Origin of the sequence: Peribacillus sp. YIM B13477 (genome assembly GCF_042787955.1) — a bacterium.
GTDB lineage: Bacteria > Bacillota > Bacilli > Bacillales > DSM-1321 > Peribacillus > Peribacillus frigoritolerans.
Map to the genome: position 1 here is coordinate 1,163,699 of NZ_JBHZPD010000001.1, position 26,806 is coordinate 1,190,504.

The following is a 26,806-nucleotide window of genomic DNA, read 5'->3' on the forward strand; positions in this document are numbered from 1 at the left end:
GCAGCAGCAGTAGCTAGGCATCTATTTTTCCAACGCAACAAAACAAAAATATGAAAACCTAGCTAAAACATATTGACAATGATAATCATTATCACATAAAATACTAATTGAAAATGATTATCAATTTCGATTGGTTCTCTGCATGTTAATAAAATGAATTTTGAATAGGCGGTAGCCGTCAAAAACAAACGGACTGACCAAGTGCCAAGGTTGAAGAAGAATTCAAAAAAACTGAATGTGAGTGAAGGAGAAGCACCAATGGATAAAAATTTTATTATATTAGAACTATTTCAGCATGAAGTAAGCTGCTGCTGTCCGGGTGAAAGGCACCAACATATAATTGAGTTTCTTCAAGGAGATGTTTGGACAATTACAAATGAAAAGAAGTACATTGATTGCCTAGGATGGCACTCTTTAATAGTTGTCAACAACGAGTTTCAATTTTTTATGCACGTGGAAGATATCGAAGAACTGTATTCCAAAGGCAGCATTTGCTCCATTTTGGATTTGAACCTTAAAATTAACCATTTGAGTTTTAAAGTAAACGAAGCACTCGATGCACATGATAGGGAGTCATTTCTTTCATTTTCCGATGAACTGAGCAGCGTACAAAAAATTAAGAATAAAATGAACTCTGATGATGTACATGCTTTTTAAGAAAACAAATTTCATGTACATATAACATAAAAACAATAAATCGTTCGAGATGTTGGAAGGGGAACTTATCATGTATAAAATCATTATAATTTTTGCCAGTATGAGTGGAAATACAGAAGAAATGGCGAATACCATTGCAGAAGGAATCACAGAAATCAGTGATGTGAGTATCGAAAAGATAGATATTATGGATGGTCCTGAAGCTTCCATGCTTGAAGATTACGATGGGATCATATTAGGAGCATATACGTGGGGGGACGGGGAATTACCCGATGATTTTTTAGACTTTTATGAGGAAATGGATCAAATTGATCTAACTGGAAAGAAGGCTGCGGCGTTTGGTTCCTGCGATTCATCTTACCCACAATATGGTGCAGCCGTAGATATTTTGACAGAAAAATTAAGGGAACAGGGTGCTGTTATCGTCCTGGAAGGGTTAAAAGTAGAATTAACACCAGATGTTGAGGATATTAAAAACTGCCAAAATTTCGGGAGGGAATTTATAAAGAATAGTTTTGTCACTTCAATATAGAAGTAGAAATTTAATGAGGAGAGAGGTGAAGGGAATGAAGGGAACATCGGATTTCCATCGCTACTTTAACTGATTATCATTTACAGGATTTTATAAGATGTCCTTATCAATTTTACTATTTTCATATAGAAGGAAACATCACCACTCAATCGGATTGGAGGAAGATGGTTCAATCTGTGGTTAATCAAGTTGTAAGTCGTTATTATAAACTTCCTCCAATAAGTCAGACGACTAAGAAGATTTTGGAGTTCATAGATGATCAGTGGAGTGCCATTGAAGTACGTCAGTTCGAGTCGAAGATTCATTATTATAAGGCTCTTGCTAATATTACAGACCATTTACTCCAATGTTTAACTACTGAAAGAATTGAAAATCCACCTTTGTTTTTATATGAAAAATTCAACATGAATATGGATGAGTTGGGTAGCGAACTTTCCTTAACTTTTGAAGTGGCAGAATGGTCAGGCAACTCATTCATCATAAAGAAGTATTTAGTTGATACAGATGAAGAAATGAATCTTTTATTTAATAATATGATTTCGGTATTTTGTGAAAAGGCATTTGGTCAATTACCGGAAAGAATAGAGATATACTCGCTTATGGAAGGTAAAAAAGAAACATTTATACCAACCAAGAAGGATGTTTCTGGTGGATTGGAATACCTCAACATGATCAAGAATATTTTACAAGAACCCAAAAAGTATTTGAAGACGGATTCCTTAGCAGTTTGCAAAAGCTGTTCTTACCAAAAAAGATGTTATGAAGGATTAATATAAACTAAGAAAGATTTACTAGTCAAAAATCGTGTTAAAAAAACTGTAATTTCAATCTGTATTATTACTAATTATAGTTTTTTAAAGAGAAAAGAAGCGTTCCTAGCTTTTGCCTAATTAACTGAATTAGAGAAAATCCTTCCAAGAAGATTTTGGAGGGTTATTGGGCATGGCCCAAAATTAGTGGAATGAAAATTTTAGAGAAAGATTTGACATGCTATTAGCTGGTTTATTTTCTTTAACGGGGGCTGTTAAAGCAACCATTTTATTAAGCGAAAAAAGAATGAGATTTGAGCGTAAAAAGAAGAATTGTCTAATTATTACATTTTGTATTCCAAGAATAACCACGCCAGAATATAAGTTAAAACCAATTCAAGCGGTTAAATCATAATCAAATCATTTAAAATGGGAAAAAATAGATTTTTAAAAGGAAATTCCATACTTTTGTTGAACATGAATATTGAGGAACATTTAAATTGTTTAAAATTGTAACCGTTTACATCAGGTCGTTTAACATATTTTATTTGTTCATGGTTGTAATTATCAGTAAAAAAAGAATGGAGGTTAGCCCATGGTTAGCACGATGGCAATCAATAAGGATGATTCTCGTTCCTTCCTAACGGAAGAACACCTATTATTTAAACAATCAATTCGTGAATTTCTCGCCCAGGAGGCTGTCCCCTTTTATGATCAATGGGAAAAAGAGGGGGAAATACCTTACTCATTTTGGGAAAAGGTAGGAGATAATGGATTTTTATGTCCATGGATTGAAGTGGAATTTGGTGGAATAGGAGCAGATTTTGGATATTCTGTTGTGCTGGCAGAGGAATTGGAGAGGGTGGGTTCAGCCTTGGGGGGAATATCCATTCATTCTGATGTTGTAGCCCCTTATATTGCTTCATTCGGAACAATAGATCAAAAACAAAGATATTTACCAAAGTTCATTACAGGAGAAATGATTTCTGCCTTTGCATGGACAGAGCCGGAAATGGGATCGGAATTAGCTGATATTCAAACCACAGCCATCAAGAAAGATGGGTATTATCTTCTCAATGGAGCCAAAACGTTCGTTACAAATGGCTTTAAAGCTGACTTCATGATAGTAGCATGCAAAACAGATCTAAATGCTGTTCCTCCCAAGGACGGAATCAGTCTACTGCTCATTGATAAAGATACGCAAGGGTTATCACGGGGAAGAAAGCTTAGTAAAACAGAACAGGGAAGCTCAGGCACAGCCGAACTATTTTTCGATGATGCTTCAGTTCCAGTTGGCAACCTCCTTGGGGAGGAAGGGAAGGGCCTTTCATATATCATGCAAAAACTGCAGCAGGAAAGACTAATCTGTGCGGTCTGTTCTATAATGGCAGCAAAAGACATGCTTCACTTGACGATGAATTTTTTAAAAAGTCAAAAAGCGATTGATAAGAAAAGAAGTGCATTTAAAAATGCACAGTTTACCATCGCTGAAATAGCGACAGATATTCAACTGGGAAGAACGTTTATTGATGAGTTGATCTGTAAACATATGACTGGGGAGAATATCATAACTGAAGTATCGATGGCTAAACAATGGATAACGGAGATGTCTAAGCGAATATCTGATAAGTGCATGCAGTTGCATGATCGTTACGGAAGTATGGGTGACGATAAAATTGCCCGGCGTCATCGGGACATTTCTTTGCCAACATTCTTTACAGGGACAGATGAAACTATAAAAACCCTCATTGCTAAAAATATAGGATTTTAATCTTTAATACTATAAATCTATCCAACTGCCTCAATTAAGATGGGGCAGTTTTTTTATACCATTTTTTCAATATAAATACAATGAACTAGTTTTTTATAAAAAAAGGTTTAAGCAGTTCACCTTATGGGTACAAGAGACTGTGCATATGAAAAATTAATATTTTTGTAAAATTTGTAATTGTATGCGAATGATGGAGGTGCTTTTTATGTTAAAAATCGAAAATGTATCGAAAATCTATAAGGGAGGAAAGAAAGCTGTAAAAAATATATCATTGGATATTAAAAAAGGGGAGTTCATTTGCTTCATTGGTCCGAGTGGATGTGGAAAGACAACAACAATGAAAATGATTAACCGTCTAATCGAACCATCTGAAGGCAAGATACTTATTAATGGTGAAAATATCATGGATAAAGACCCAGTCGAGCTAAGAAGACAGATCGGGTACGTTATCCAGCAAATCGGCCTTTTCCCTCACATGACCATTCTTGAAAATATCACCCTCGTTCCAAAACTTCTTAAATGGAATGAACAGAAGAAGAAGGAACGCGCACTGGAATTGCTTCAGCTTGTCGATATGGGACCCGAGTACCTGGAAAGGTATCCCTACGAATTGAGCGGCGGGCAGCAACAAAGGATAGGCGTTCTCAGAGCACTTGCTTCCAATCCTCCACTCATTTTAATGGATGAACCTTTTGGCGCACTAGATCCAATCACCCGCGATGCCCTTCAGGAGGAGTTTAAAAATCTGCAGCGCACACTTGATAAAACAATCGTTTTTGTTACGCATGATATGGATGAAGCCATTAAGCTAGCCGACAGGATCGTCATCTTAAAGGCTGGTGAAATCGTCCAAGTGGGAACACCGGATGAAATCCTCAGAAACCCAGCCAATGAGTTTGTTGAAGAATTCATCGGCAAAGATCGTTTGCTTCAAACAAGACCCAATGTTGAGTTGGTTGAACAAATCATGAGTCGAAACCCAATTTCCATTACAGAGGAAAAATCCCTTACCGATGCTATTACGATAATGCGCGAGAAAAGGGTCGATTCTTTACTTGTGGTCGATGAGCAAAATGTTTTGAAAGGGTTCGTAGATGTTGAAACGATCAGTGAATATCGAAAAAAAGCTAAATTTATCAGCGAAGTCATCAATACTGAAGTCTATTCAGTGAAACAGGATACTTTAATCCGTGATTCCGTTCAAAAGATTTTAAAACGTGGTTTCAAATACGTGCCTGTAGTTGACCAAAATAAACATTTGGTCGGAATTGTCACTAGGGCTACATTGGTCGACATCGTATATGACAGCATTTGGGGAGAGGAAGAAAATCAAGTGGCAGAAGTAGTAGAAATGTTTTAGGAGGTGTAAGAGATGGAAACAATGCTCGATTTTTTACAAACGAACTGGCAAGAATTGATCTTTAAAGCATGGGAGCACTTATATATTTCCATGATTGCTGTTTTCCTTGGAATAATAGTCGCTGTACCACTAGGGATAATGTTGACGCGAATGAAAAGGAGCGCATCGATTATAATCGGAATTGCGAATATTATGCAGACATTGCCAAGCTTAGCGGTTCTCGCCTTTTTCATTCCTTTCCTTGGCGTTGGGAAAACACCCGCAATCATTGCGTTATTTTTCTATTCCGTTTTACCCATACTCAGGAATACATACACAGGCATTAAAGGAGTAAATGAAAATCTGCTGGAATCCGGACGGGGCATCGGGATGTCAAGTTGGGAGAGGATTCGTCTGGTAGAATTCCCGCTTGCACTTTCCGTCATTATGGCTGGTATCCGTACGGCTTCCGTCTATTTAATTGGATGGGCCACCTTAGCTTCCTTTATTGGAGGCGGTGGCTTGGGAGATTACATTTTTATCGGCCTGAATTTATACCAAACAGAATATATCATCGCTGGTGCAGTTCCGGTAATCATCATGGCTATCCTGGTTGATTATGTATTCTCGATCATAGAGCGAAAAGTCGTACCAAAAGGCTTGAAAGGCATGAAGGAAGTTGCTTGAGGAGGATTACCATGAATAAAAAAATAAGATATACAATTTTAATGGCTCTTATCGTTTGTGCATTAATGATCACCGGCTGTTCTTTGCCTGGTCTAGGGTCATCTTCTGAGACTACTGTAAAGATCGGTGCCCAAAGCATGACCGAATCCGAAATCCTGGCGAACATGATCGCTCAACTCCTTGAAAGGAATACGGAACTTGATACGAAAATCATCAAAAATCTAGGTTCGAATTTCGTTCAGCAAAAAGCGATGGAGACCGGTGATATAGATATAGCCGCCACTCGATATACAGGGACTGATTTAACGAGTGTCCTGGGACAGGAAATCGAAAAGGACCCAGTAAAGGCGATGGAAATTGTTCAAAGGGAATTCAAGGAACAATATGGGTTCAAATTTTTTGATTCTTATGGATTCGATAACACATATGCCTTTACGATTTCAAATGAATTGGCTGAGGAAAAAGGGTTTCAGAGAATATCGGACCTGGAAAAGGATGCAGATAATTTAAGGTTAGGTGTGGATAGTGCTTGGCTGAAAAGAAAAGGGGATGGTTATAAAGGATTCGTCGATACATATGGATTGGAGTTTGGCGAAACTTATCCGATGCAGATTGGCTTGGTATACGATGCAGTCAAAAATGGTCAGATGGATATTGTCCTTGCATATTCCTCAGATGGACGGATTAAGGTTAATGATTTGAAGCTCTTAGAAGATGATAAACAATATTTCCCTCCATATGACTGTTCACCGGTCGTTACTGAAGAATTATTGGAACGGTATCCTGAAATTGAAAAGGAACTTAACAAGTTAATTGGCGAGATCACTACTGAAACCATGCAGGAACTGAATTATGAAGTGGATGGGAACTTGAAGGAACCATCGGTCGTGGCATCGGAATTCCTTAAAGCACATAAATATTTTGAATAATTGGGAGGTGCAAACTAATGGAAACCTTGCAACAGTTGGGAACTTATTATTCCCAAAATTGGATGTATGTTCTTACTGAATTTTATCGCCATTTTTTAATGTCTGCTTATGGAGTGTTATTTGCAGCAATTGTAGCCATCCCGATAGGCATTTTCATCGCGAAACATAAGAAATTGAGTAATTGGGTATTTTCGATAACGAATGTCATACAAACCACACCAGCATTGGCTATGCTTGCACTCCTGATGCTAGTGATGGGGCTGGGGACAAATACGGTAATCTTATCGTTGTTTTTGTATTCATTGCTGCCAATCCTGAGAAACACATATGTCGGGATTACAAGTATAGATCATGCTTATTTAGAATCTGGCAAGGCAATGGGAATGACAAAGCTCCAGTTACTAAGAATGGTCGAACTGCCATTATCTCTATCTGTCATCATGGCTGGCTTACGTACAGCTCTTGTCGTTGCAATTGGGGTAACTGCTGTCGGTACATTCGTAGGGGCAGGCGGACTGGGAGATATCATTGTCAGGGGAACGAATGCGTCAAATGGAACGGCAATCATACTTGCAGGAGCAATTCCGACGGCATTGATGGCCATTCTCTCGGATCTTTTACTCGGATGGCTGGAACGGTTTCTTTCACCGATAAAGAAGAAAAAAGTTCATACTGCCTAGAACAAATCAGGAAAATAAAAAAGCCGTTGCATGTTAATGCAATGGCTTTTTCTTAGCTTACCATTAGAAGTCAGAAGCTTAGACTGGCAGATTTAGTTTTTTATTTCAGGAAAAGGGTAACTATAAGGGTAGTCCTAAAAAAAGTATAAGGGGAATCATTCATGAAACTTACACCTGAGCAGCGTATTGAACTTCATGGCTTTAATAATCTTACTAAATCTTTAAGCTTTAATATGTATGATATTTGTTACACAAAAACCAGGGAAGAGAGGGAGTCCTACCTGGATTATATCGATGAACAATATAATGCAGAGCGGCTATCGAAGATCCTGCACAATGTTGCTGATTTAATAGGGGCGCATGTTTTAAATACGGCCAAACAGGATTATGTCCCTCAAGGCGCCAGTGTAACCATTCTTGTTTCAGAAGGACCTGTCGTCGAAGTGCCTATGGGGACTTATGAGGAATCACCAGGTCCTTTACCTGATAATGTGGTCATGCAACTGGATAAAAGCCATATTACCGTACATACTTACCCTGAATACCATCCAAATGAAGGCATTAGCACATTCAGGGCCGATATTGATGTCTCTACATGTGGAGAAATATCACCCCTTAAAGCCCTTAATTATCTCATTCATTCCTTCGATACCGACATTATCACGATCGATTACCGAGTAAGAGGATTTACGAGAGATAAAGATGGGCGGAAATTGTTCATTGACCATGATATTAATTCCATTCAAAACTATATTCCTGATGAAGTAAAAGGTTTATATGACATGATTGATGTAAATGTATACCAGGAAAATATATTCCATACGAAATGTAAGCTGAGAAGGTTCGATATTAATAATTATTTATTCGGTTATACAGAGGAAAAGCTGAATAAAGAGGAAAGGCAGGAAATTATAGAAAGGCTTCAAACGGAAATGGATGAAATTTTTTATGGTGCCAATGTTCCGCATCCAATAGAAAAAAACAAGCATGCCGATTAAGGGATGCTTGTTTAAATTAAAAATTAATTTAAATGGAAAGCCTGAACCAATACATAGCCGAGGCAACTCAAAAATATAGAGCCGACAAGTCCAGCAATAAAAGGTTTACCGCCATATTTCCTAAAAGTTACAAGGTCAATATTCAATCCTAGTCCCGCCATCGCCATTGCCATGAGGATATAGGAAAGCATAACAAGCTTTTCGGCTAAAGGTTCAGGAACTGCACCTGAAGAATAAATGGCACTCATCAATAAAAATCCAAAAATGAACCACGGTATCTGAATGGATTTCCAGGAAAATTCCTTTCCGGTAACCGTTGATCGTTCTTTCCAATTCATGATGAATCCAATTAAAATGGCAACGGGAATGAGTAGGGCCACCCTAGTTAATTTGACCACCACTGCCAAGTCGACAGCCTCATTTCCCCCTGGTGCCGCAGCAGCGATGACGTGAGCAATTTCATGGAGTGTACCACCCGAAAAAACACCATATCCTTGATCGGATAACTCCAATAATGGATATAGGATTGTATATCCGAAGGTGAAGATTGTGCCTAATACAGCAACCGTAGCTACGGCTATTGCTGTATCTTTTTCTTTTGCTTTTATTTGGGAGGAAATTGCCAGTATGGCAGCAGCTCCGCAAATTCCCGTTCCGCAAGCTGTCAATATGCCAAGCTTTTTCTCAACTTTAAATAGGCGGGTCAATCCATAAACTACTAATATACCAAATGCAAGACTAATGGCACCAACTGCAAATGTTTTCGGACCGGCATTAATAATATCCTTTAGATTCAAACGCATACCCAATAAGATAATGCCTACTCTCAGAAGGACTTTACTTGAATAATTTGTCCCAGCAACGGCGTAAGCCGGGACGCCGATTAGCGATTTCCAAACAACACCAATCAGAATTGCAATGACTAACTGTCCCATTATATGAAGGAATGGAAGCTCTGCTAAGTATTTTGCTGCAATGGCAATTAGCAAAGTCAATGCTATTCCTTTTGTAAATCCGAGTTTTTTAGCTTCAATTTTTATTTGTTCCAGTGTGATCACTCCATCTATGTTGATGCTTTTAACTTTAAAACTAAATTAAAAATAAGTGAAATATATTTTTGCTATTTCAATGATTACTTCTACTTATGATAAAATGAAACGCATAGGAAAAAAGGGAGGTAACAATGGATCCGTTAAAAGTATTCGTAACTGTAATCGAACAGAAAAACTTTTCAAGAGCAGGGGATATCCTGAACCTGTCGCAGCCAGGAGTCAGTCTTCACATAAGGAATCTGGAAAATGAGTTAGGAACGAAATTAATTTATCGTTCCCCCAAACAAGTTCAAATAACAGAGCCGGGAAAAATTTTGTATAGACATGCAAAGCAAATGCTTAACCATTATGAAACAGCAAAAAGAGAAATAAATGAATTTAATAACGTGGTTAGCGGAACGATGAAAATAGGTGCAAGCTTCACGATAGGGGAATATTACCTTCCAAAAGTATTGGCAGAATTTGCGGCACAGTATCCGATGGTGGATATACAAATCATCATCTCTAATTCAAATGATGTCATTCAAGGAATCCGTTCGAATAAGCTTGATATAGGCTTGATTGAAGGGGAAACGGATTATAAAGATATAGATGTCAGGCCCTTCATGAATGACGAGATGATTGTGGTCGTTCCCCCGGATCATCCACTTTCACAGATGGATCTCATCGAGGGCAATATGCTCCAAAACCAAACATGGGTACTTAGGGAGCAAGGATCGGGGACCCGTACATATTCCGATAAACTTCTGAGCAGTCTGGAGTTAAACATAAAGAAAACCTTTATTTTCACCAGTATCCAAGGAGTGAAGGAAGCGGTGATGGCTGGACTCGGCATTGCCTTGTTATCCCGATTGACAGTACAAAAAGAATTGAAGTCCAATGAATTGAAAACTTTCCATTTGAAAAATGAGCCCCTAATAAGACCTTTTTCGATCGTGAAAAAGTTGGACTTTGAAGCATCAAAAGCCATGGAGCTGTTTCTAAGGAAGGTCGAAGAATTTGCAATAAAGGGCCGTCCTAAATAAAACCCTAAACATTTGCTCATCCTTTCATTTTCAATGAAAAGGTTGGGCATTTTTAACGACGAATTATTATTAATTTTAATGAAAACGTCGAAAGTAATTTGGAATATGTCAATGATTAAACAAATTTTACGTATTTTAACATAATTGCAAACATATAAATTAAATAGGTAGTCTCCAAGAAATCCCAATTTCCTGTAGACTTTTCCTGATATTAATAATCTTAAAAGGAGCAACCACATTGGCTATAGAGGAGCAGAAAGATAAACGGATTTCTGTTTTCGACAGGATTATAGGATTCATGCCAAAATTTTATGTGATTGGGACAATTTTAATTTTTGTTTACACGTTAGTTGCGATGGCTCATTTAGGTATCCAAACTTTAAAAAAGCCAGAGGAAACCATTGTATCTGCCCCCCCTGTTTCTCAGGGATTTGAACATACATTGATATCGTTAATCATCGAACCTATCGTAACGTCTGAATTTTATCAAATCATCTTTAACACATTATTCCTTTACCTAGTTTGGATATTGCTATTCCTATTAGCCCCGATTGCTTTTTACCGTTTAAAACACTTTAAATTTTTTAATATCGAAATTGAAATTGAAAAACAAGATGCAGCCGTTTATGAAGTATTCAGCATGAGCAGTTCAAAAATGAAATTTGCAGCCTATTTAACATCCGAGGAATTTCAATTGGAGATATCAGAGGAAATTGCCAACAGTAAAGACTTTAAAACACCCTTAATCTATACATTGGACTGTGCCGTGGATTTTTATTCCGATCAATTAGGTCTTTCCTTTACCTATGAAATCTATACCCTGAACCAGTTCAAAAAAGCAAAGCTGCCTAAATCCATCAAAGCGATGCTTGAAAAGTCCATTCAAACCGGCGATCCGTGCATTACAAATAAAAGCAATAGCGATAGTGAATATTACAAGAATTTTCTTATCCATTATTTCGAAAACATGGACGGGAAATTCGTCACTGTCTTAAATAGTTATCAAACTGAATTCGATACATTCGATAAATCACTGCTTAAAATCCTGCAAAACGTCATATACGATTACTATTTACAATATAACTATATTTACGAAGCAAGTGAGAAGTTGGAAAAGAATGAAACCATTTCCCCTAATAATTAAAAAAACCACCCTACAAGTGGTTATTTTTTTTGGAAAGGTGATTGTTAATTATATTTTGGACAATTACATTATTACCAATGAGCTCCGACGATTTATTTACATGCTGTTCCCGAAAATCCATGTTCTTTATTTTCTTGGACTTTTTCCCATTTTTAAAATTATTGAAGGCATTTAAAAAAGCTATCTGAATCACTCCCCTTATAGATTAGTATATTCATATTTTGGATAAAATTTCATGAAAAACCTCAATTTACTGAAAAATATTTTGCGTATTTAGAGTAATGATAATTACCTAAACAAAGCAATTATAGACATTAAGAAAAAGTGTTTTAAATATACGAAACGGTATTTTATTTGCTCTAACACTGATTTTTATGGCTTTATTTATAAGAACTAGAGAAATTTTCCCCAAAATGTTGTATAGTTAGATATGCAGAGATTCGAACAAACATTCGTTTTCTTGAGCAGATTACTTCTTAGAGGGACAGGAGAGAGACAGTGAACGGGACAGCACACATGGCTATAGGGGCAACAGTTGGATTCTTGACGGCAAACACACTTCAAACAGATCCAACCACCACTTTATTCTTGGTGGGCATCGGGGGAGTTTCAGGGCTCATGCCCGATATGGATATTGATGGGAAGTTAAGTAATAGGATTACCTTTTCACATAAGTTTATCCGAACGATAGCACAAACGATTGGAATTTTAATGATCATTTATAGTCTTTTGGAAGGCTCTGAAACGGAAAAGTGGATCGGTGCAGGGGCAGGAATCGGAATCATCATTATTTCATCTTTCATTAGGCAAAGGCATATGCTGACCTTGACTGGATTAGCGGTATTAGGAGGCGGTTTATCTTTGCAGGAAAGCTGGTTGTGGCTGTTGGGAGTCTATATAATCCTGGCATCCTTTACACCACATAGAAGTTATACCCATTCGATTGCCGGTATCGCTTTCTTTGGCATCATTGCCTTTCAATTCGAAGCCTTTATGGGGATTGACGGAATTTTCGCCACTTGTTCATTAGGATACATAAGTCATTTAATTGCAGATTTGAAATGTTTACCTTTTAATAAACGTGGAGTGAAACTATTTCTTCCATTTTTCTCAAAAGAATTTTGACAGTGGTTTTTTACCGCTGTTTTTTTATGAAGAAAAGATAGTTTTATTAAAGGTGCTTTTCAATATATTGAATGGACACTTAATTCGACTTAATTCGACTTATTTCTATGTTTTATATGGACATTCTTCCTAAATCTACTAAATGTAACATATTTGCAAAGACCCTATGATGATGCGAGTGATATAGCTTTTCTAGTATATTAGGTTTGGAAATCACATCAGGGGGGAAATAATTTGTTTAAGAAAATTGTAGCCGGATTGTCATTGGCTATCACGCTTGTAACCGCATCCTTTGCTGGAAACCAAGTGGAAGCTGCTTCATATCATACAAAAGCGATTAAAGTGGCTAAAAGTGAATTGGGTACTAAATATAAAATGGGTGGCATTTCCTCTTCAGGTTTTGATTGTTCCGGTTTAGTGAAGTATTCATATCAAAAGGCTGGTAAGAATTTACCAAGAACTGCTGCTGACATATATATAAAAGGAAAGAAAGTTAAAAGCCTGCAAAAAGGTGACTTAATGTTTTTTGCACCAAATAAAGCTAAAAAACCTACACATGTGGCTATATACATAGGAAACAAAGAATTCATTCACTCTTCATCATCAAAAGGAGTGTCATACGCTAAAACCAATAATAGTTATTAGAAGCCAATGTATATTGGTGCGAAACGTATTTAATAGAAGAAAATCAATCTTAATATAAAAAAGCTAAGAGACTTAATGAAGTCTCTTTTCAATTTGTAGACAAAAAGGTTTCGGAAGGTTTCATTCCGAAACCTTTTTGATTTTTTTTGGGAATTGAAGCAGCTATAGCGGAAAGGAAAGCATGGCATGGGTTGAACAACGAGGGGACTTTTAAGAAAGTATCGATATCACCTCAAGTATTAATACTACTTAAAAACTAAAAAGACTGTAGACAAGATGATTGGAACGGAATGTGCGAGACTCCTGCGGGAAAAGCGCGTCAAGGGGAGGCCCCACAGGTGCGAAGACGCCGAGGAGGCTCCCCGACCGCCCGCGGAAAGCGAGTACATGGAGTGGAAATCCAACGTAATTGTACTAACATTAAAGAGACTTAATAAAGTCTTTTTTTGTTTTTTAAAATAAGAGTGAATGAGGCACATGGACAAGAGAATTGGCGTTTTGTTAATAGTTTAAGGTTATGGTGAGTCCTGAATTGGGTAATCGGTACTATGAAGCATTCATGAAAGCTTTTTAGTTGACTGGAAATGGATAGTTTAATATGCTAAGCAAACCAAATCGAAGGAATTCCTTTCTTTCAAAAAAATTCCCAGACAAAATTATTGAAAGTCAAAGAAGGTCAATGTATAATAAAGTCAGAAAGTCAAAGAAGGTCAAAGATTTATTCTCAATTTAATTTTTTAAAGGAGGAGTACTACATGCTTTGTGAAAAATGCCATGTAAACCAAGCTAATATTCAAGTTCACTTAAATATGAATGGTCAGGAGCATGATGTGAAACTGTGCTCCACTTGTTATAAAGAAGAACGAAACAAACTTGGAGCAGCTATGGGCGGAATGGATATGGGGAAATTCCAATTTAACGGATCTCCAAATTCATTCAATCCATTTAATTATAATGGTGTACCAAAACCGGATTCAGCTGAAAATGGCGAGGACGGAGGATTGCTTGAGGAGTATGGCCGCAATTTGACCGATGCTGCTAAAGCAGGACTTATTGATCCGGTAATCGGACGAAATGAAGAAATCAAACGTGTCATTGAAGTTTTAAACAGACGAAATAAAAATAATCCAGTTTTAATCGGTGAACCTGGTGTCGGTAAAACAGCCATTGCTGAAGGTCTTGCTTTAGCGATTGTTGAAGGTTCGGTGCCAGTTAAATTACGTAATAAGCTAGTATATATGCTTGATGTAGCATCCCTTGTTTCCAATACTGGAATTAGAGGGCAATTCGAAGAAAGAATGAAGCAATTGATCAGCGAATTACAGGAAAGGAAAAATGTCATTTTATTCATCGATGAAATTCATCAACTTGTGGGAGCAGGTTCGGCCGAAGGATCAATGGATGCAGGAAATATCTTGAAGCCTGCACTTGCACGCGGAGAACTTCAGCTTGTCGGAGCAACCACTTTATCCGAATATAGGAAAATTGAAAAAGACGGTGCCCTTGAAAGACGTTTCCAGCCTGTACAGGTTAACGAACCTACAACGGCTGAGGCATTGGTCATCTTACGCGGTTTAAAAGAAAGTTATGAATCTTATCATGGTGTAACATATAGTGAGGAAGCCCTAAAAGCGGCTGTTGAACTTTCGAACCGCTACATTCAAGACCGATTCCTCCCTGACAAGGCAATAGACTTAATGGATGAAGCTGGTTCCAAATTGAACTTGACCATCGAAGACGGCCAGGCAGAAAACATGAAAGAACGACTGGCGCAAATTTATAAAGAAAAAGAAATGGCCTTAAAAGAAGAAGCATATGAAAAAGCTGCCGTTCTTCGTGATGAAGAAGAAAAACTGGAAAAGTCATTGCAAGCAGGGGAAGATGCAATTAAGCCAACCGTAACCGTTGAAGACATTCAAAATATCATCGAACAAAAAACCGGCATTCCTGTAGGTAAGCTCCAAGAAGATGAGCAAGAAAGAATGGTTCATCTCCAAGCGGAGCTGATGAAAAAAGTAATCGGGCAGGAAGAGGCTGTCAAAAAGGTATCCAAGGCCGTTCGAAGAAGTCGTGCCGGGTTAAAATCCAAAAATCGTCCTACCGGTTCTTTCCTTTTCGTCGGTCCGACAGGAGTCGGTAAAACCGAATTGGCGAAAACTCTTGCCGAGGAATTATTCGGGCACAAGGATGCTATGATTCGTCTTGACATGAGTGAATTCATGGAGAAACACAGTGTTTCCAAATTAATTGGTTCTCCTCCTGGATATGTAGGACATGAGGAAGCTGGACAATTGACGGAAAAAGTTCGCCGCAAGCCTTACAGTATCATCTTATTGGATGAAATCGAAAAGGCACATCCGGATGTCATGCATATGTTCCTGCAAATCATGGAAGATGGCCGCTTAACCGACAGTCAAGGCCGGACCGTTACTTTTAAAGATACCGTGATCATCATGACGAGTAATGCAGGAGTCGGTGAGAAACAAAAAGTAATGGGATTCGGTACAAGTTCAGCTGTGGAGGAGGCTTCAATCCTGCAATCTTTAGGGAGCTTCTTCAAACCGGAATTCTTGAACCGTTTCGATAGCATCATTGAATTCTCTGCATTGAAGAAAGAAGATCTTCTGCAAATTGTTGATATAATGATTCACGAGCTAGACGAAACACTTGCTGCTAATGGTATATCTTTAGATGTGACCAATGAAGCGAAACAAAGGCTAATTGAACTCGGATATCACCCAACTTTCGGGGCGAGACCGCTCCGCCGTGTTCTTCAAGAACAGCTTGAAGATGGCATCACAGACTTTATTTTTGAGCAGCCTGAAGTTAAGAACTTCACTGCAATTGTTGAAGATAACTCAGTGAAAATTATTAAAACACCATAAAGAGTACTAGAAATGCCTCCAAGACCGTAAAACTGTTATGGAGGCATTTTTTTCTTTTTTTTGGATTCACTTTTCATTAAACGATTAGTAAGGTCCAGCAAAATGACCTGCTGCTTTCGATTATTAAATATAGATTTCTGAATTTTCGACATAATTTGCAGATTGGATGTTTTGATGGGTAATACCTGTGGAATCATAACATGATGGAAGATTCGCTCATGATTATAAAAATGAATAATTCCTGTTCTATAATGGGAATTTCAATGGAGGAATGACCTATTAAAGATTCACTTTCTTATTTTGAAGAGGAAAATAAAAATAATCAAAAACCTATGGATAATGAAACGGAAAATCAGTTGGAATCCCTGCCGATTGCTAATATTAATCCGGTAAACCCGTCAGAATTGGATGATTTATATTTCTATGAAGGCAAAGATTTAGGAAATTCCTATCTTAAAGATAAAACGGCATTCCGGTTATGGGCACCACTTGCATCTGAAGCCAAGCTAGTTACTTATAAACATTGGGATGATACAAATGGAATGGAAATTCAAATGGTTCGTTCGGAAAAGGGGACCTGGACCATTGAGCTGAACGGGAATCAGGATGGATTGATTTATACATATAAAGTGAAAGTGGGAGAAACCTGGAGTGAAGCCGTCGATCCCTATGTTCGCGCAGTTACTGTTAATGGTGAAAAAGGGGTCGTGATAGATTTAACAGATACGAACCCAAAAAGGTGGACACGGGATAAGCCCCCTCTTGAAAAAGCTGAGGACATAGTCATTTATGAATTGCATACACGGGATTTATCGATTCATCCTGAAAGCGGAATCCATCATAAAGGGAAATTCTTAGGAGTAGTTGAAGCCGGAACCAAAGGTCCAGAAGGAGCGAAAACGGGTCTTGATCATATTAAAGATCTAGGTGTTACCCATGTTCAGTTTATCCCGATATTTGATTTTGCTACAGTTAATGAAAAAAAGTTGAATGAACCACAATATAACTGGGGATATGATCCACAGAATTATAACGCTCCCGAAGGCTCTTATTCGACTGATCCGTATCAGCCAAAAGTAAGGATCCGGGAGTTAAAGGAAATGATACAAGGTTTACATGACCACGGGTTACGAGTAATCATGGATGTTGTATATAATCACGTTTATTCTGTGGAGGACTCAAACTTCCATAAACTCGTTCCCAAATACTTTTTTCGCTATAACGCCGACGGCACCTTATCTAATGGAACTGGTGTAGGAAATGATACTGCTTCCGAACGTAAAATGATGCGAAAATTCATCGTTGAATCCGTAACCTATTGGGCGAAGGAATTTAACCTTGATGGTTTCCGTTTCGATTTAATGGGTATTCACGATGTGGAAACGATGAATGTAGTGAAAAAGGCACTGGCAGAAATTGATCCGACCCTCATTGTTTTGGGCGAAGGCTGGGATATGGATACCCCCTTGGCCCAAGAGCTGAAAGCAAATCAAAAGAATGCTTTTAAAATGCCTGGAATCGCTCACTTTAATGATGCGATCCGTGATGGTTTAAAAGGGTTTGTCATGAATGAACATGATAAGGGATTCGTCAATGGCAAACCAGGAATGGAAGATATTATAAAAAAAGGGATCGCTGGTGGGTTGAAATATGATGAAGATATCGCCACATATCAAAGACCAGATCAGGTGATCAATTATGTTGAAGCACATGATAATTATACGTTATGGGATAAGCTGCTCATCACTAATCCAGATGCTACGGAAGAAAAACGGAAACAGATGCATAAATTAGCTTCGGCAATTGTCTTACTGTCACAGGGAATTCCCATGATACATGCTGGACAAGAGTTTATGCGCACGAAGGATGGAGATGAAAACAGCTATCAATCTTCTGATTGGATTAACAGGTTGGATTGGAAAAGGAGAGCGGAGTTAGATCGGGAAGTGGAGTATATGAAAGGGCTGATTTCTCTCAGGAAAAATCATTCTGTTTTTAGGTTAAGCACACCCGAAGAAATTGAGGAGCAATTACAATTCATTGATGCTCCGCCAAATGCGGTTGCATTCACCTTACAACATCAAGATTATCAAATGGCAGTGATTCATAATGCAAATTGGGACGCGATAACCATTACTCTTCCTCACGAAGGTAATTGGGCCGTTTTAGTGGATGGTCAGCGTGCGGGCCTGGAAGAAATTGATAGGATTAAAGGGAGTCAGATAACCGTTGCCCCTTTAAGTTCGTTTGTATTGAAAGCAAACTCTAATCAATGATACTAAAGTCGAAGTGAGTGAATACTATGTCTCACTTCGGCTTTAGTTCATTTTTAATATGAAATTGGTCAAATGAAGACTTCCATTATCACTTTCACAAGTTTGAGAAAATTTGTGCGAGGGTAGAAAATACCAAATGATGAATTTTATCGTTTTTTAAGAGGGGAGCGATTATTTTGCCAGAGAAAGTGCATATAAAAATCAATGGTGCTGAGACCAGTCTGGAAGGTAATCAAACAATATTACAAATGCTGACGGATAGCTCCATTGAAGTCCCGAATGTTTGTTACCACCCTAGCCTAGGTCCTATCGAAACATGTGATACATGTTTAGTGAGCGTTAATGGGGAACTAGTTAGATCTTGTTCCACCAAGATCAAAGATGGGGATGTAATCGATACAGCCGGAGCAGAGGTAAAAGAAGCACAGGTCATGGCGATGGACAGGATATTATATAACCATGAGCTTTATTGTACGGTTTGCGATTATAATAATGGCACTTGTGAAATACACAATACCGTAAAGGAAATGAAGGTAAATCATCAAAGTGTTCCTTTTGATCAAAAACCCTATGAAGTGGATCGGACGAATCCATTCTATCGATATGACCCAGATCAATGCATCCTTTGCGGCCGTTGTGTTGAAGCTTGTCAAGATGTACAGGTCACTGAAACATTGACTATTGATTGGGAAGCAAAACGTCCGCGTGTCATTTGGGATGATAATGTTCCGATTAATGAATCTTCATGTGTGTCATGTGGGCACTGTTCCACAGTTTGCCCGTGTAATGCAATGATGGAAAAAGGGATGGAGGGTGAAGCCGGATTTTTAACTGGCATCGCTAAACAAACTCTTCGACCTATGATAGAAATTACGAAAAATGTTGAAACGGGTTATGGCTCGATTTTAGCGATTTCAGATATGGAATCCGCCATGAGGGATGCAAGGATCAAGAAGACAAAAACGGTTTGTACATATTGTGGTGTAGGATGCAGCTTTGATGTTTGGACCAAAGACCGTAAAATCCTTAAGATCGAACCGCAAGTGGAGGCACCTGCAAATGGAATTTCGACTTGCGTTAAAGGGAAATTCGGATGGGATTTCGTGAATAGTGAAGAAAGACTAACAAAACCTTTAATTAGAGAAGGGGATGCGTTCAGAGAGGCTGAATGGGAAGAAGCCCTTGAATTGATTTCCCGTAAATTCACCGAGATCAAGGATTCTCACGGTCCGGATTCGCTGGCTTTCATAACGTCTTCCAAATGCACCAATGAAGAGTCCTATTTAATGCAAAAGCTGGCTAGGGGAATCATCGGCACCAATAATGTGGATAACTGTTCCCGGTATTGTCAGACACCGGCTACTTTGGGACTATTCAGAACGGTTGGATATGGCGGAGATACAGGGGGCATAAAGGATATCGAAAAGTCCGAACTTGTATTGATCATAGGCTCCAATACATCCGAATCACATCCCGTGTTGGCTACAAGAATCAAGCGTTCCCATAAACTGGGTAAACAGAAGCTGATAGTCGCAGACATCAGAAAGCATGAAATGGCTGACCGTTCCGACCTCTTCATCCAGCCTGCACCAGGATCGGACATGATATGGCTATCGGCCGTCACTAAATATATCGTCGATAAAGGTTGGACAGATAAAGACTTCATCAAAAATCGTGTAAATGGGATGGAGGAATATATCAAGACTTTAGAACCTTACACAATGGATTATGCGGAAAAAGTAACAGGCGTAGCTAAGGAAGATTTAATTACGTTGGCAAAAGCCATTCATGAAGCGGGAAGCGTTGCATCGCTTTGGGCCATGGGCGTTACCCAGCATGGCGGAGGAAGTGATACGAGTACTGCAATTTCCAATTTATTGCTCATAACGGGCAACTACGGTAAACCTGGAACAGGCACTTACCCTTTACGCGGACATAATAATGTACAAGGAGCCAGTGATTTTGGCAGTATGCCGGATCGCTTGCCAGGTTATGAAAAAGTAACGGATGAAAAGGTACGCGCGAAATATGAAAACATCTGGGGTACAAAAATTCCTGAAAACCCTGGCCTTAATAATCATGAAATGGTCGAAGGGATTCATTCAGGTACCATTAAAGCCATGTACTTAAAGGGCGAGGATATGGGGCTGGTCGATTCGAATATTAATCATGTCCATGAAGCATTTGAAAAACTGGACTTCTTTGTCGTACAAGATATCTTCCTATCAAGAACGGCTGAATTCGCGGATGTCGTCCTTCCAGCAAGCCCAAGCTTTGAAAAAGAAGGTACCTTCACGAATACCGAACGCCGTATACAACGCCTGTATCAAGTCTTTGAACCGCTTGGCGACTCAAAGCCTGATTGGCAAATCATTATGAATGTGGCGAATTCGTTAGGAGCGGGGTGGGAATATCGGCATCCAAGTGACATCATGGATGAAGCAGCTAAATTATCGCCTTTATATGCTGGAGTAAGTTACGAACGATTGGAAGGTTATAAAAGTCTTCAATGGCCAGTTGCTTCAGATGGTAAAGATACTCCATTGTTATTCACGGAAGCTTTTCCGTTTCCCGATGGAAAAGCGAGGTTATTTCCAGTCGAATGGACCAAACCGATTGACTTTGGGGATGAGTTTGATATCCATGTAAATAATGGCCGCTTATTGGAACATTTCCATGAAGGAAACATGACATATAAATCAAAAGGCATCTGTTCCAAAACGCCAAAAGTCTTCCTTGAGGTATCCCGGGAATTGGCAAAAGATAGAGGGCTTGAGGATGGCAGCCTTGTTCGGCTCACTTCACCGTATGGACATGCAAAAGTGGAATGTCTGATTACGGATCGTGTAAAAGGTAAAGAAGTTTATCTACCGATGAACGATTCAGGTGACGGGGCCATCAACCAATTGACAAGCAGCCATTCTGATAAAGATACTGATACTCCCGCCTATAAGGAAGTTCAAGCGAAAATGGAAGTTCTTAGGGTCAAAGGAGACAATCCATTGCCTAGCATCAACCATCGTCATGGGAATCCGCAACCGCAAATGGGTGTACAAGTACAAAAAAAATGGGCCCGCGAAGATTATATATTCCCTGGTGACCTCTTGAAGATCAAAAAGGAGGAGAGGAACCGTGGCTAAAGCGACAAAAGTGATCAATCGAATCAGCATTAGTGATGAAGAAAGAAGAAGGATTGAACTCGAGGATATCGAGCGAACCCTATTGGAAAATAAAGAAGTGATTAAAGAAACGTTTGAAGTCATGAAGGGCATGCAGGATCGTGGGATATTATCGATGGTTAACAGCTTGTTGAAGGAAGGGGATAAAGTGCTGAACATTCTTGTCAAGACAGCGGACACCCCAGAAACGGCAAATACGCTGAAAAATCTGCTTCTCATACTTGGCACATTAGGGACACTTAATGTTCAGCAGCTTGAACCGCTAATCCTCAAAGTCAACTCAGGGATTGCCCGTGTGGCCGAAGCTGATAAAACGCCAGAAAAGCCAAGTTATTTAGCGTTACTGCGTTCCTTGAATGACCAAGAAGTCAAACAAGCCATGACCTTCCTTATGACTTTTATTAAAGGAATGGGAGAAGAAACAAGCGATTTGGAAAGAACCACCCAATTACCGGAGAATCAGCATTTGCATAAAACGAATGATACAGCGGAAATAGAACGGCCCACCTCCAGAAAATCATACGGATCAAGTATTCCCAGCAAAAGCGGAAGCGATAAAAAACGAAACACCGGTTGGTTTTGGATTGCAGCTGGAGTTTCACTCGTAACGATTCCACTAACCTTGGCTAAAAGTAAGAAATAAAGTGCATTGCTCGTTTATCCTATTGAAACGGATGTAGAATCGTCTGCGAAATTGATTTTGTTGTGAGTGATGGTGAATAATCCCCAGTTAAATATTTTAGCCGATGATCCCCATAAGGGAATGCATCGGCTTTTTTCATTGAACGTGCTATCAAAATTTTTCTCGCCATCCTTTTATTACATATATTTATCTTAGATACAAATAATAAAAGCAATCATTAGTGAAACGAATACACACTTAATTAGTAAGGGGCGGAAAAGTGAGAATAGGACGTTCTCTAAAAAGAGCTAAAGAAAAACCTACAACCGATGGCACCTTATTATGTGAGGTGAGTGAAAATGTAAAGAGATTGATGAAAGAGCTCGGGCATAGTTCAGATTTGTCCGTTCGAATGATTGAATCTCCACACCAAAAATCGGTAAAGGCAGCTGTAATCCACCTTGACGGATTGGCTGATGGTAACATTATAAACGAAAACATCGTGAATCCATTAATACAATGGTTTAAAGAAAATAATCAAACATTGGCAGAGATGGAGGAACGGGCAAGCCATATTTTAACGGTATCTCAAGTAACCGTTAAAGAAAGTTGGCAGGAATTTCTATCAGCGGTTTTGACAGGAGATACGGTTGTATTATTGAATGGCAGTACAAAAGCATTCATCGCCAGTACGAAAAGTCAGCCATCCCGTGCCATAACCGAGCCGACAAGTCAAACGGTCATTAGAGGACCAAAAGATAGTTTTACTGAAAATTTAAGAACCAATACGTCTTTAATTCGTGCTAGAATTCAAAATCCTGATGTACGCTTAGAAAGCTTGAAAGTCGGAAGTGTCACACAAACGGATATTGGAATCATGTACATTCAGGGAATTGCGGATGAGAGTATTGTGGAGGAAGTCAAAGAACGAGTAAAGGGCATTGATATTGATGGAGTTCTTGAATCGAATTACATTGAGGAATTGATCCGGGATGATTCAGCGACGATTTTTCCCCTTCTTTTGAATACGGAACGTCCAGATGCGGTAGTTGGGAATTTGTTGGAAGGCCGAGTCGCCATCATTATCCAAGGAACTCCATTTGTTTTAATCGTCCCGGCGATTTTTTCACAATTTTTTCAATCTCCGGAGGACTATTATCAAAATCAATATATCAGTTCTTTTTTAAGGATGTTAAGATTCGGAGCCTTTTTTCTTTCGATGTATGCATCCTCTATCTATTTGGCACTGATTACTCATCACCAAGGGCTTATCCCAACAACTTTACTCGTCAGTCTAATGGGCCAAAGGGAAAATGTCCCTTTTCCAGCGGTTGTCGAAATACTGGTAATGGAAATGGCCTTTGAGATTTTGCGTGAGGCAGGAATTCGGATGCCAAGAGCGATCGGGCCGGCTGTATCCATAGTAGGAGCACTCATTTTAGGTCAGGCAGCTGTTGAAGCGGGATTTGTGGGAGCCGCAGTGGTCATCATTGTAGCCATATCTGCAATCAGCAGTTTTACACTGCCAAATACCAGTCTAGTCAATGTGACTCGCGGAATTCGATTTATGTTGATTTTTATTTCAGCATTCATTGGCTTATATGGCATATTGCTTTTCACTCTATGTATCTGGCTTCATATGAGCAGCCTGAGGTCTATTGGTGTACCCTATTTTACCCCATTTGCTCCATTTCGTTTAAAGGAGCAAAGAGATGTTTTTTTTCGTTTCCCGCTACCATCACTATTGAAAAAATCATCAAGAAAATAAAACTGGCTAATTACGGGGGACGAAAAATGAAAATGAATATTTCACTATTATGGATGGCAGCCATTTGCTTACTGATTTCAGGTTGTTCTAATTACAGGGAATTAAACGAGCTAGGTGTCATAATAGCGATGGGAGTTGACCAAAATGACGATCCAAAACAACCTTACCAAGTAACATATCAAGTCATAAATCCTAGCGGCCTATCCCAAACCAGCACATCAGGAGGTCAAAGCCTCGCTGTCATCAACTATACGATAACAGGAAAAACAATTTTGGAAACTCTTGGAAAATCAGCTTCGGTTATTCCGAGGGAAAATAACACAACACATCTCTCGCTCATTATTATTGGTGAGAAGTTAGCTCGAAATAATCTTGATTTAGTCTTTGATGGTCTCGATAGAGGTAAATATTCACGAGGAAGTATCCCGATCTTTATTGCGCGAGGGAAGACTGCTAAGGATGTACTTGGGGTAATTGAACCACTTGAGACTACTCCAGGTAAAAATATTATCAGTACAACACAAAATAATCAAAAGTTGTATGGATCATCTAGTGAGGTGTTAGCTTATGAAATCATTTCTTCACTTTTGAGTGAAGGTAAAGAGGCATCACTTCCGGGAATCAGTATAAGCAATGATTCCCAGAAGGGGAAGCAAACAGAAAATTTAGAGACGACGAACCCGACTACTATTAAGGTTAAGGGATTAGCCATTTTCAGAAAAGGAAAATTGGTGAGATGGTTGGATGGAGAAACGGCCCGAGCCGCTCAATTCGTTACTTCGAAAGTGAAAAATACCCCCGTTGTGTTACCTTGTGAAAGAGGCAATGTGACAATCAACACAATCGGTGTAAAAAGTAAAATGTTAACCGCAATCCATCATGAAGAACCTGTCATACATACTGATATCAACGTGATGGGAGAACTGTTGGAAACATCATGTGAGATTAATTTAAGCGATCCCAGAGTGTTGAAAAAATTCGAAAAAAAAATGGAAAATGTATTAAAAAAGCAAATTAAAAGGACGATTAGCATCACTCAAAAAGAAAAGTCAGATATTTTTGGTTTTGGTGATGCCCTGTCTCGAACAAATCCCGTTTATTGGCGCCAAAACAAAAAAAATTGGGATAACCTATATTCAGATGCGCAGGTATCATTGAAAGTTCATGTAGACATTATCAATTCCGGATTGCGAATGGAACCTTATGAGTCGAAATAAAAGAATGAGGAGATGAAGGAGGCATTGCCTAAAATAAAAATTGATGGATTTCAGTTATTTTGCATGATGGTCATTTTTATGTTTGGTAGTAATTTACTGCTTGATATAGGAAAAAGCGCCAAACAGGACGTCTGGATTGTGAATATCTTATCAACACTTTTTGGGTGTTTACTGTATTTCATGTATACTTCATTATTTAAAAAATACCCTGACTTGCCGATGACCGGCTATCTCCGAAAAATTTGGGGTAAATATATCGGTGGTGCATTCAGTTTTTGTTATATCATCTATTTTATTTATCTGGCTTCAAGAGTGTTACGAGATTTTGAAGAATTATTAATTAGCTCTACTTATAGGCGTACTTCCTTAATAACGCTGGGGATATGCATGATACTTGTTTTAATATATGGAGTTCACCTAGGGGTGGAAGCATTTGCACGTGTTGCATGCTTATGCTTTGCCATTATTATCATAAGCCTTTTGATTTTGAACATTATGTTTGTATTGGGAGGATATACAAGATTGGAGAATCTTCAGCCTGTATTAGGCAACGGATGGGGATTGGTATGGAAAGAGTTGATTCCCACAGGTATCACTGTACCTTTCGGAGAATTGATTACGTTTACGATGATCCTTCCGTATTTGAATAAAAAGAGTTCTGCCGTTAAAGTGGGCCTTTTTGCGATAATTATAGGTGGGGTTTCATTAACTCTTAATTCGATCCTTCTCTTGTCTGTATTAGGTCCCGAGGCGGTATTAAGGTCTAATTTCCCAGCTCTTACAGCCGTGAGTTATATTAATATCGCTGATTTTTTTGAAAGACTGGATACCTTTATTCTTGTTTTAATGATCATTTTAGGCTTCATTAAAATTTCGATTTTCTTCTTTTGTGCCATTATTGGCGCAGCAGACTTATTTCAAATGAAACCTTCTCCTATGTTCATTTATCTTGTTGGCGGTGTTATTTTCATATCTTCGATTATGATTGCCCCTAGTTATCAGGCACATATAAATGAAGGGTTAAAAGTCGTCCCTTACCTTTTGCATCTACCTTTCCTCATAGGAATCCCCATTCTTTTATTGCTTACCGTATATATAAAACAAAAATTAAAACCGGCGGCAGTATCATGAAGATGGAGGCTGCCGGTTTTTTTTTACTGAGAATACGTTCAAAATAAGAAAGATTATAGTGAATGTAATGAGTAGAAAGTAATCTTCTCCACGAGCTACTATCAAATATTGTTTGATACTATAGAAAGAGTGGAATATACTCAAGCCCTGTAATATATCAAGGAGTATAATAAGTAAATATGTGCCTAACAAAATTAAGAATGATGGCAGCATTCTCACGACAAGATCACCTCGCTCTTTCTTCTTAAAGTGTGGTTTATACTCTATAAATATGCATTAAGTCGTACCGGAAAGCCATTATAGTATGCTTGACATTTTAAATCCTAATAATTAAGGAAACTTATGCTTGTAGAAACAGCTTACGTGCCATAAAATGGGAGTATTAAAAGGAGCAA

Annotated in this window: 21 protein-coding genes and 2 pseudogenes; 21 read left to right on the forward strand and 2 right to left on the reverse strand. The window is 38.6% G+C overall.

From position 1 onward, the window contains the following. Positions 1–258 precede the first annotated feature (258 nt). The 10 genes from ACFX4H_RS05680 (at position 259) to speD (ending at position 8,342) form a co-directional block, all read left to right on the forward strand. Positions 259–657, forward strand: coding sequence for a hypothetical protein (locus ACFX4H_RS05680; RefSeq protein ID WP_328138050.1), 399 nt, complete (start codon positions 259–261; stop codon positions 655–657). Between the two features lie 70 nt (positions 658–727). Beyond that, positions 728–1,189: a flavodoxin gene (locus tag ACFX4H_RS05685; protein ID WP_377434416.1), complete on the forward strand. Its 462-nt coding sequence runs from the start codon at positions 728–730 to the stop codon at positions 1,187–1,189. 164 nt (positions 1,190–1,353) lie between these two features. Beyond that, complete coding sequence (locus ACFX4H_RS05690) at positions 1,354–1,965, forward strand: hypothetical protein (RefSeq protein ID WP_377434419.1); 612 nt, start codon at positions 1,354–1,356, stop codon at positions 1,963–1,965. Between the two features lie 211 nt (positions 1,966–2,176). After that, positions 2,177–2,353: a hypothetical protein gene (locus ACFX4H_RS05695; protein WP_377434420.1), complete on the forward strand. Its 177-nt coding sequence runs from the start codon at positions 2,177–2,179 to the stop codon at positions 2,351–2,353. A gap of 180 nt (positions 2,354–2,533) precedes the next feature. Next, complete coding sequence (locus ACFX4H_RS05700) at positions 2,534–3,709, forward strand: acyl-CoA dehydrogenase family protein (protein ID WP_377434422.1); 1,176 nt, start codon at positions 2,534–2,536, stop codon at positions 3,707–3,709. A gap of 205 nt (positions 3,710–3,914) precedes the next feature. Beyond that, complete coding sequence (locus ACFX4H_RS05705) at positions 3,915–5,069, forward strand: betaine/proline/choline family ABC transporter ATP-binding protein (protein ID WP_053535096.1); 1,155 nt, start codon at positions 3,915–3,917, stop codon at positions 5,067–5,069. A gap of 12 nt (positions 5,070–5,081) precedes the next feature. Beyond that, positions 5,082–5,735: an ABC transporter permease gene (locus ACFX4H_RS05710; RefSeq protein ID WP_063576176.1), complete on the forward strand. Its 654-nt coding sequence runs from the start codon at positions 5,082–5,084 to the stop codon at positions 5,733–5,735. 11 nt (positions 5,736–5,746) lie between these two features. Continuing rightward, positions 5,747–6,664 (forward strand): osmoprotectant ABC transporter substrate-binding protein, encoded by a 918-nt coding sequence (locus ACFX4H_RS05715; RefSeq protein WP_377434425.1) that lies wholly within the window; start codon positions 5,747–5,749, stop codon positions 6,662–6,664. A gap of 17 nt (positions 6,665–6,681) precedes the next feature. Beyond that, positions 6,682–7,344: an ABC transporter permease gene (locus ACFX4H_RS05720; RefSeq protein WP_328138045.1), complete on the forward strand. Its 663-nt coding sequence runs from the start codon at positions 6,682–6,684 to the stop codon at positions 7,342–7,344. Positions 7,345–7,505: 161 nt separating this feature from the next. Continuing rightward, positions 7,506–8,342 carry an adenosylmethionine decarboxylase gene (gene speD / locus ACFX4H_RS05725; protein WP_034306854.1) on the forward strand — a complete coding sequence of 279 codons (837 nt, stop codon included), beginning with the start codon at positions 7,506–7,508 and terminating at the stop codon, positions 8,340–8,342. A gap of 23 nt (positions 8,343–8,365) precedes the next feature. On the opposite strand, the gene ACFX4H_RS05730 is transcribed toward speD, so the two are convergent. After that, positions 8,366–9,391 (reverse strand): YeiH family protein, encoded by a 1,026-nt coding sequence (locus tag ACFX4H_RS05730; RefSeq protein ID WP_377434750.1) that lies wholly within the window; start codon positions 9,389–9,391, stop codon positions 8,366–8,368. Between the two features lie 134 nt (positions 9,392–9,525). Here ACFX4H_RS05730 and ACFX4H_RS05735 point away from each other — a divergent pair, with 134 nt between their 5' ends. From ACFX4H_RS05735 to ACFX4H_RS05785, 11 genes and pseudogenes are all read left to right on the forward strand, one after another. Next, on the forward strand, positions 9,526–10,419 hold the full coding sequence (locus ACFX4H_RS05735) for a selenium metabolism-associated LysR family transcriptional regulator (protein WP_048680535.1): 894 nt from the start codon (positions 9,526–9,528) through the stop codon (positions 10,417–10,419). Between the two features lie 238 nt (positions 10,420–10,657). Further along, positions 10,658–11,563: a hypothetical protein gene (locus ACFX4H_RS05740; RefSeq protein ID WP_377434429.1), complete on the forward strand. Its 906-nt coding sequence runs from the start codon at positions 10,658–10,660 to the stop codon at positions 11,561–11,563. A 498-nt stretch (positions 11,564–12,061) separates the two neighbouring features. After that, positions 12,062–12,688 carry a metal-dependent hydrolase gene (locus ACFX4H_RS05745; RefSeq protein ID WP_048681909.1) on the forward strand — a complete coding sequence of 209 codons (627 nt, stop codon included), beginning with the start codon at positions 12,062–12,064 and terminating at the stop codon, positions 12,686–12,688. Positions 12,689–12,922: 234 nt separating this feature from the next. Further along, positions 12,923–13,333 (forward strand): C40 family peptidase, encoded by a 411-nt coding sequence (locus tag ACFX4H_RS05750; RefSeq protein WP_377434432.1) that lies wholly within the window; start codon positions 12,923–12,925, stop codon positions 13,331–13,333. Positions 13,334–14,088: 755 nt separating this feature from the next. Then, the gene (locus tag ACFX4H_RS05755; protein ID WP_377434435.1) at positions 14,089–16,218 is read left to right on the forward strand and encodes an ATP-dependent Clp protease ATP-binding subunit; all 2,130 of its coding nucleotides are present in this window, start codon (positions 14,089–14,091) and stop codon (positions 16,216–16,218) included. Between the two features lie 389 nt (positions 16,219–16,607). Beyond that, positions 16,608–18,494: pseudogene (pulA, locus tag ACFX4H_RS05760) on the forward strand (type I pullulanase); the annotation flags it as partial. A gap of 176 nt (positions 18,495–18,670) precedes the next feature. Beyond that, positions 18,671–21,634: a formate dehydrogenase subunit alpha gene (fdhF, locus tag ACFX4H_RS05765; RefSeq protein WP_377434438.1), complete on the forward strand. Its 2,964-nt coding sequence runs from the start codon at positions 18,671–18,673 to the stop codon at positions 21,632–21,634. Next, positions 21,627–22,148, forward strand: a pseudogene (locus tag ACFX4H_RS05770) (helical membrane plugin domain-containing protein); the annotation flags it as partial. The gene fdhF and the pseudogene ACFX4H_RS05770, both read left to right, overlap by 8 nt. A 427-nt stretch (positions 22,149–22,575) precedes the next feature. Further along, positions 22,576–24,063, forward strand: coding sequence for a spore germination protein (locus tag ACFX4H_RS05775; protein WP_377434441.1), 1,488 nt, complete (start codon positions 22,576–22,578; stop codon positions 24,061–24,063). Positions 24,064–24,089: 26 nt separating this feature from the next. Further along, on the forward strand, positions 24,090–25,280 hold the full coding sequence (locus ACFX4H_RS05780) for a Ger(x)C family spore germination protein (protein WP_323603298.1): 1,191 nt from the start codon (positions 24,090–24,092) through the stop codon (positions 25,278–25,280). A gap of 24 nt (positions 25,281–25,304) precedes the next feature. After that, positions 25,305–26,411, forward strand: coding sequence for a GerAB/ArcD/ProY family transporter (locus ACFX4H_RS05785; protein WP_377434444.1), 1,107 nt, complete (start codon positions 25,305–25,307; stop codon positions 26,409–26,411). Here ACFX4H_RS05785 and ACFX4H_RS26820 read toward each other — a convergent pair. After that, positions 26,406–26,624, reverse strand: a complete 219-nt coding sequence (locus ACFX4H_RS26820; RefSeq protein ID WP_483878265.1) for a YczF family membrane protein — start codon at positions 26,622–26,624, stop codon at positions 26,406–26,408. The two genes, ACFX4H_RS05785 and ACFX4H_RS26820, sit on opposite strands and share 6 nt — an antisense overlap. Positions 26,625–26,806 lie beyond the last annotated feature (182 nt).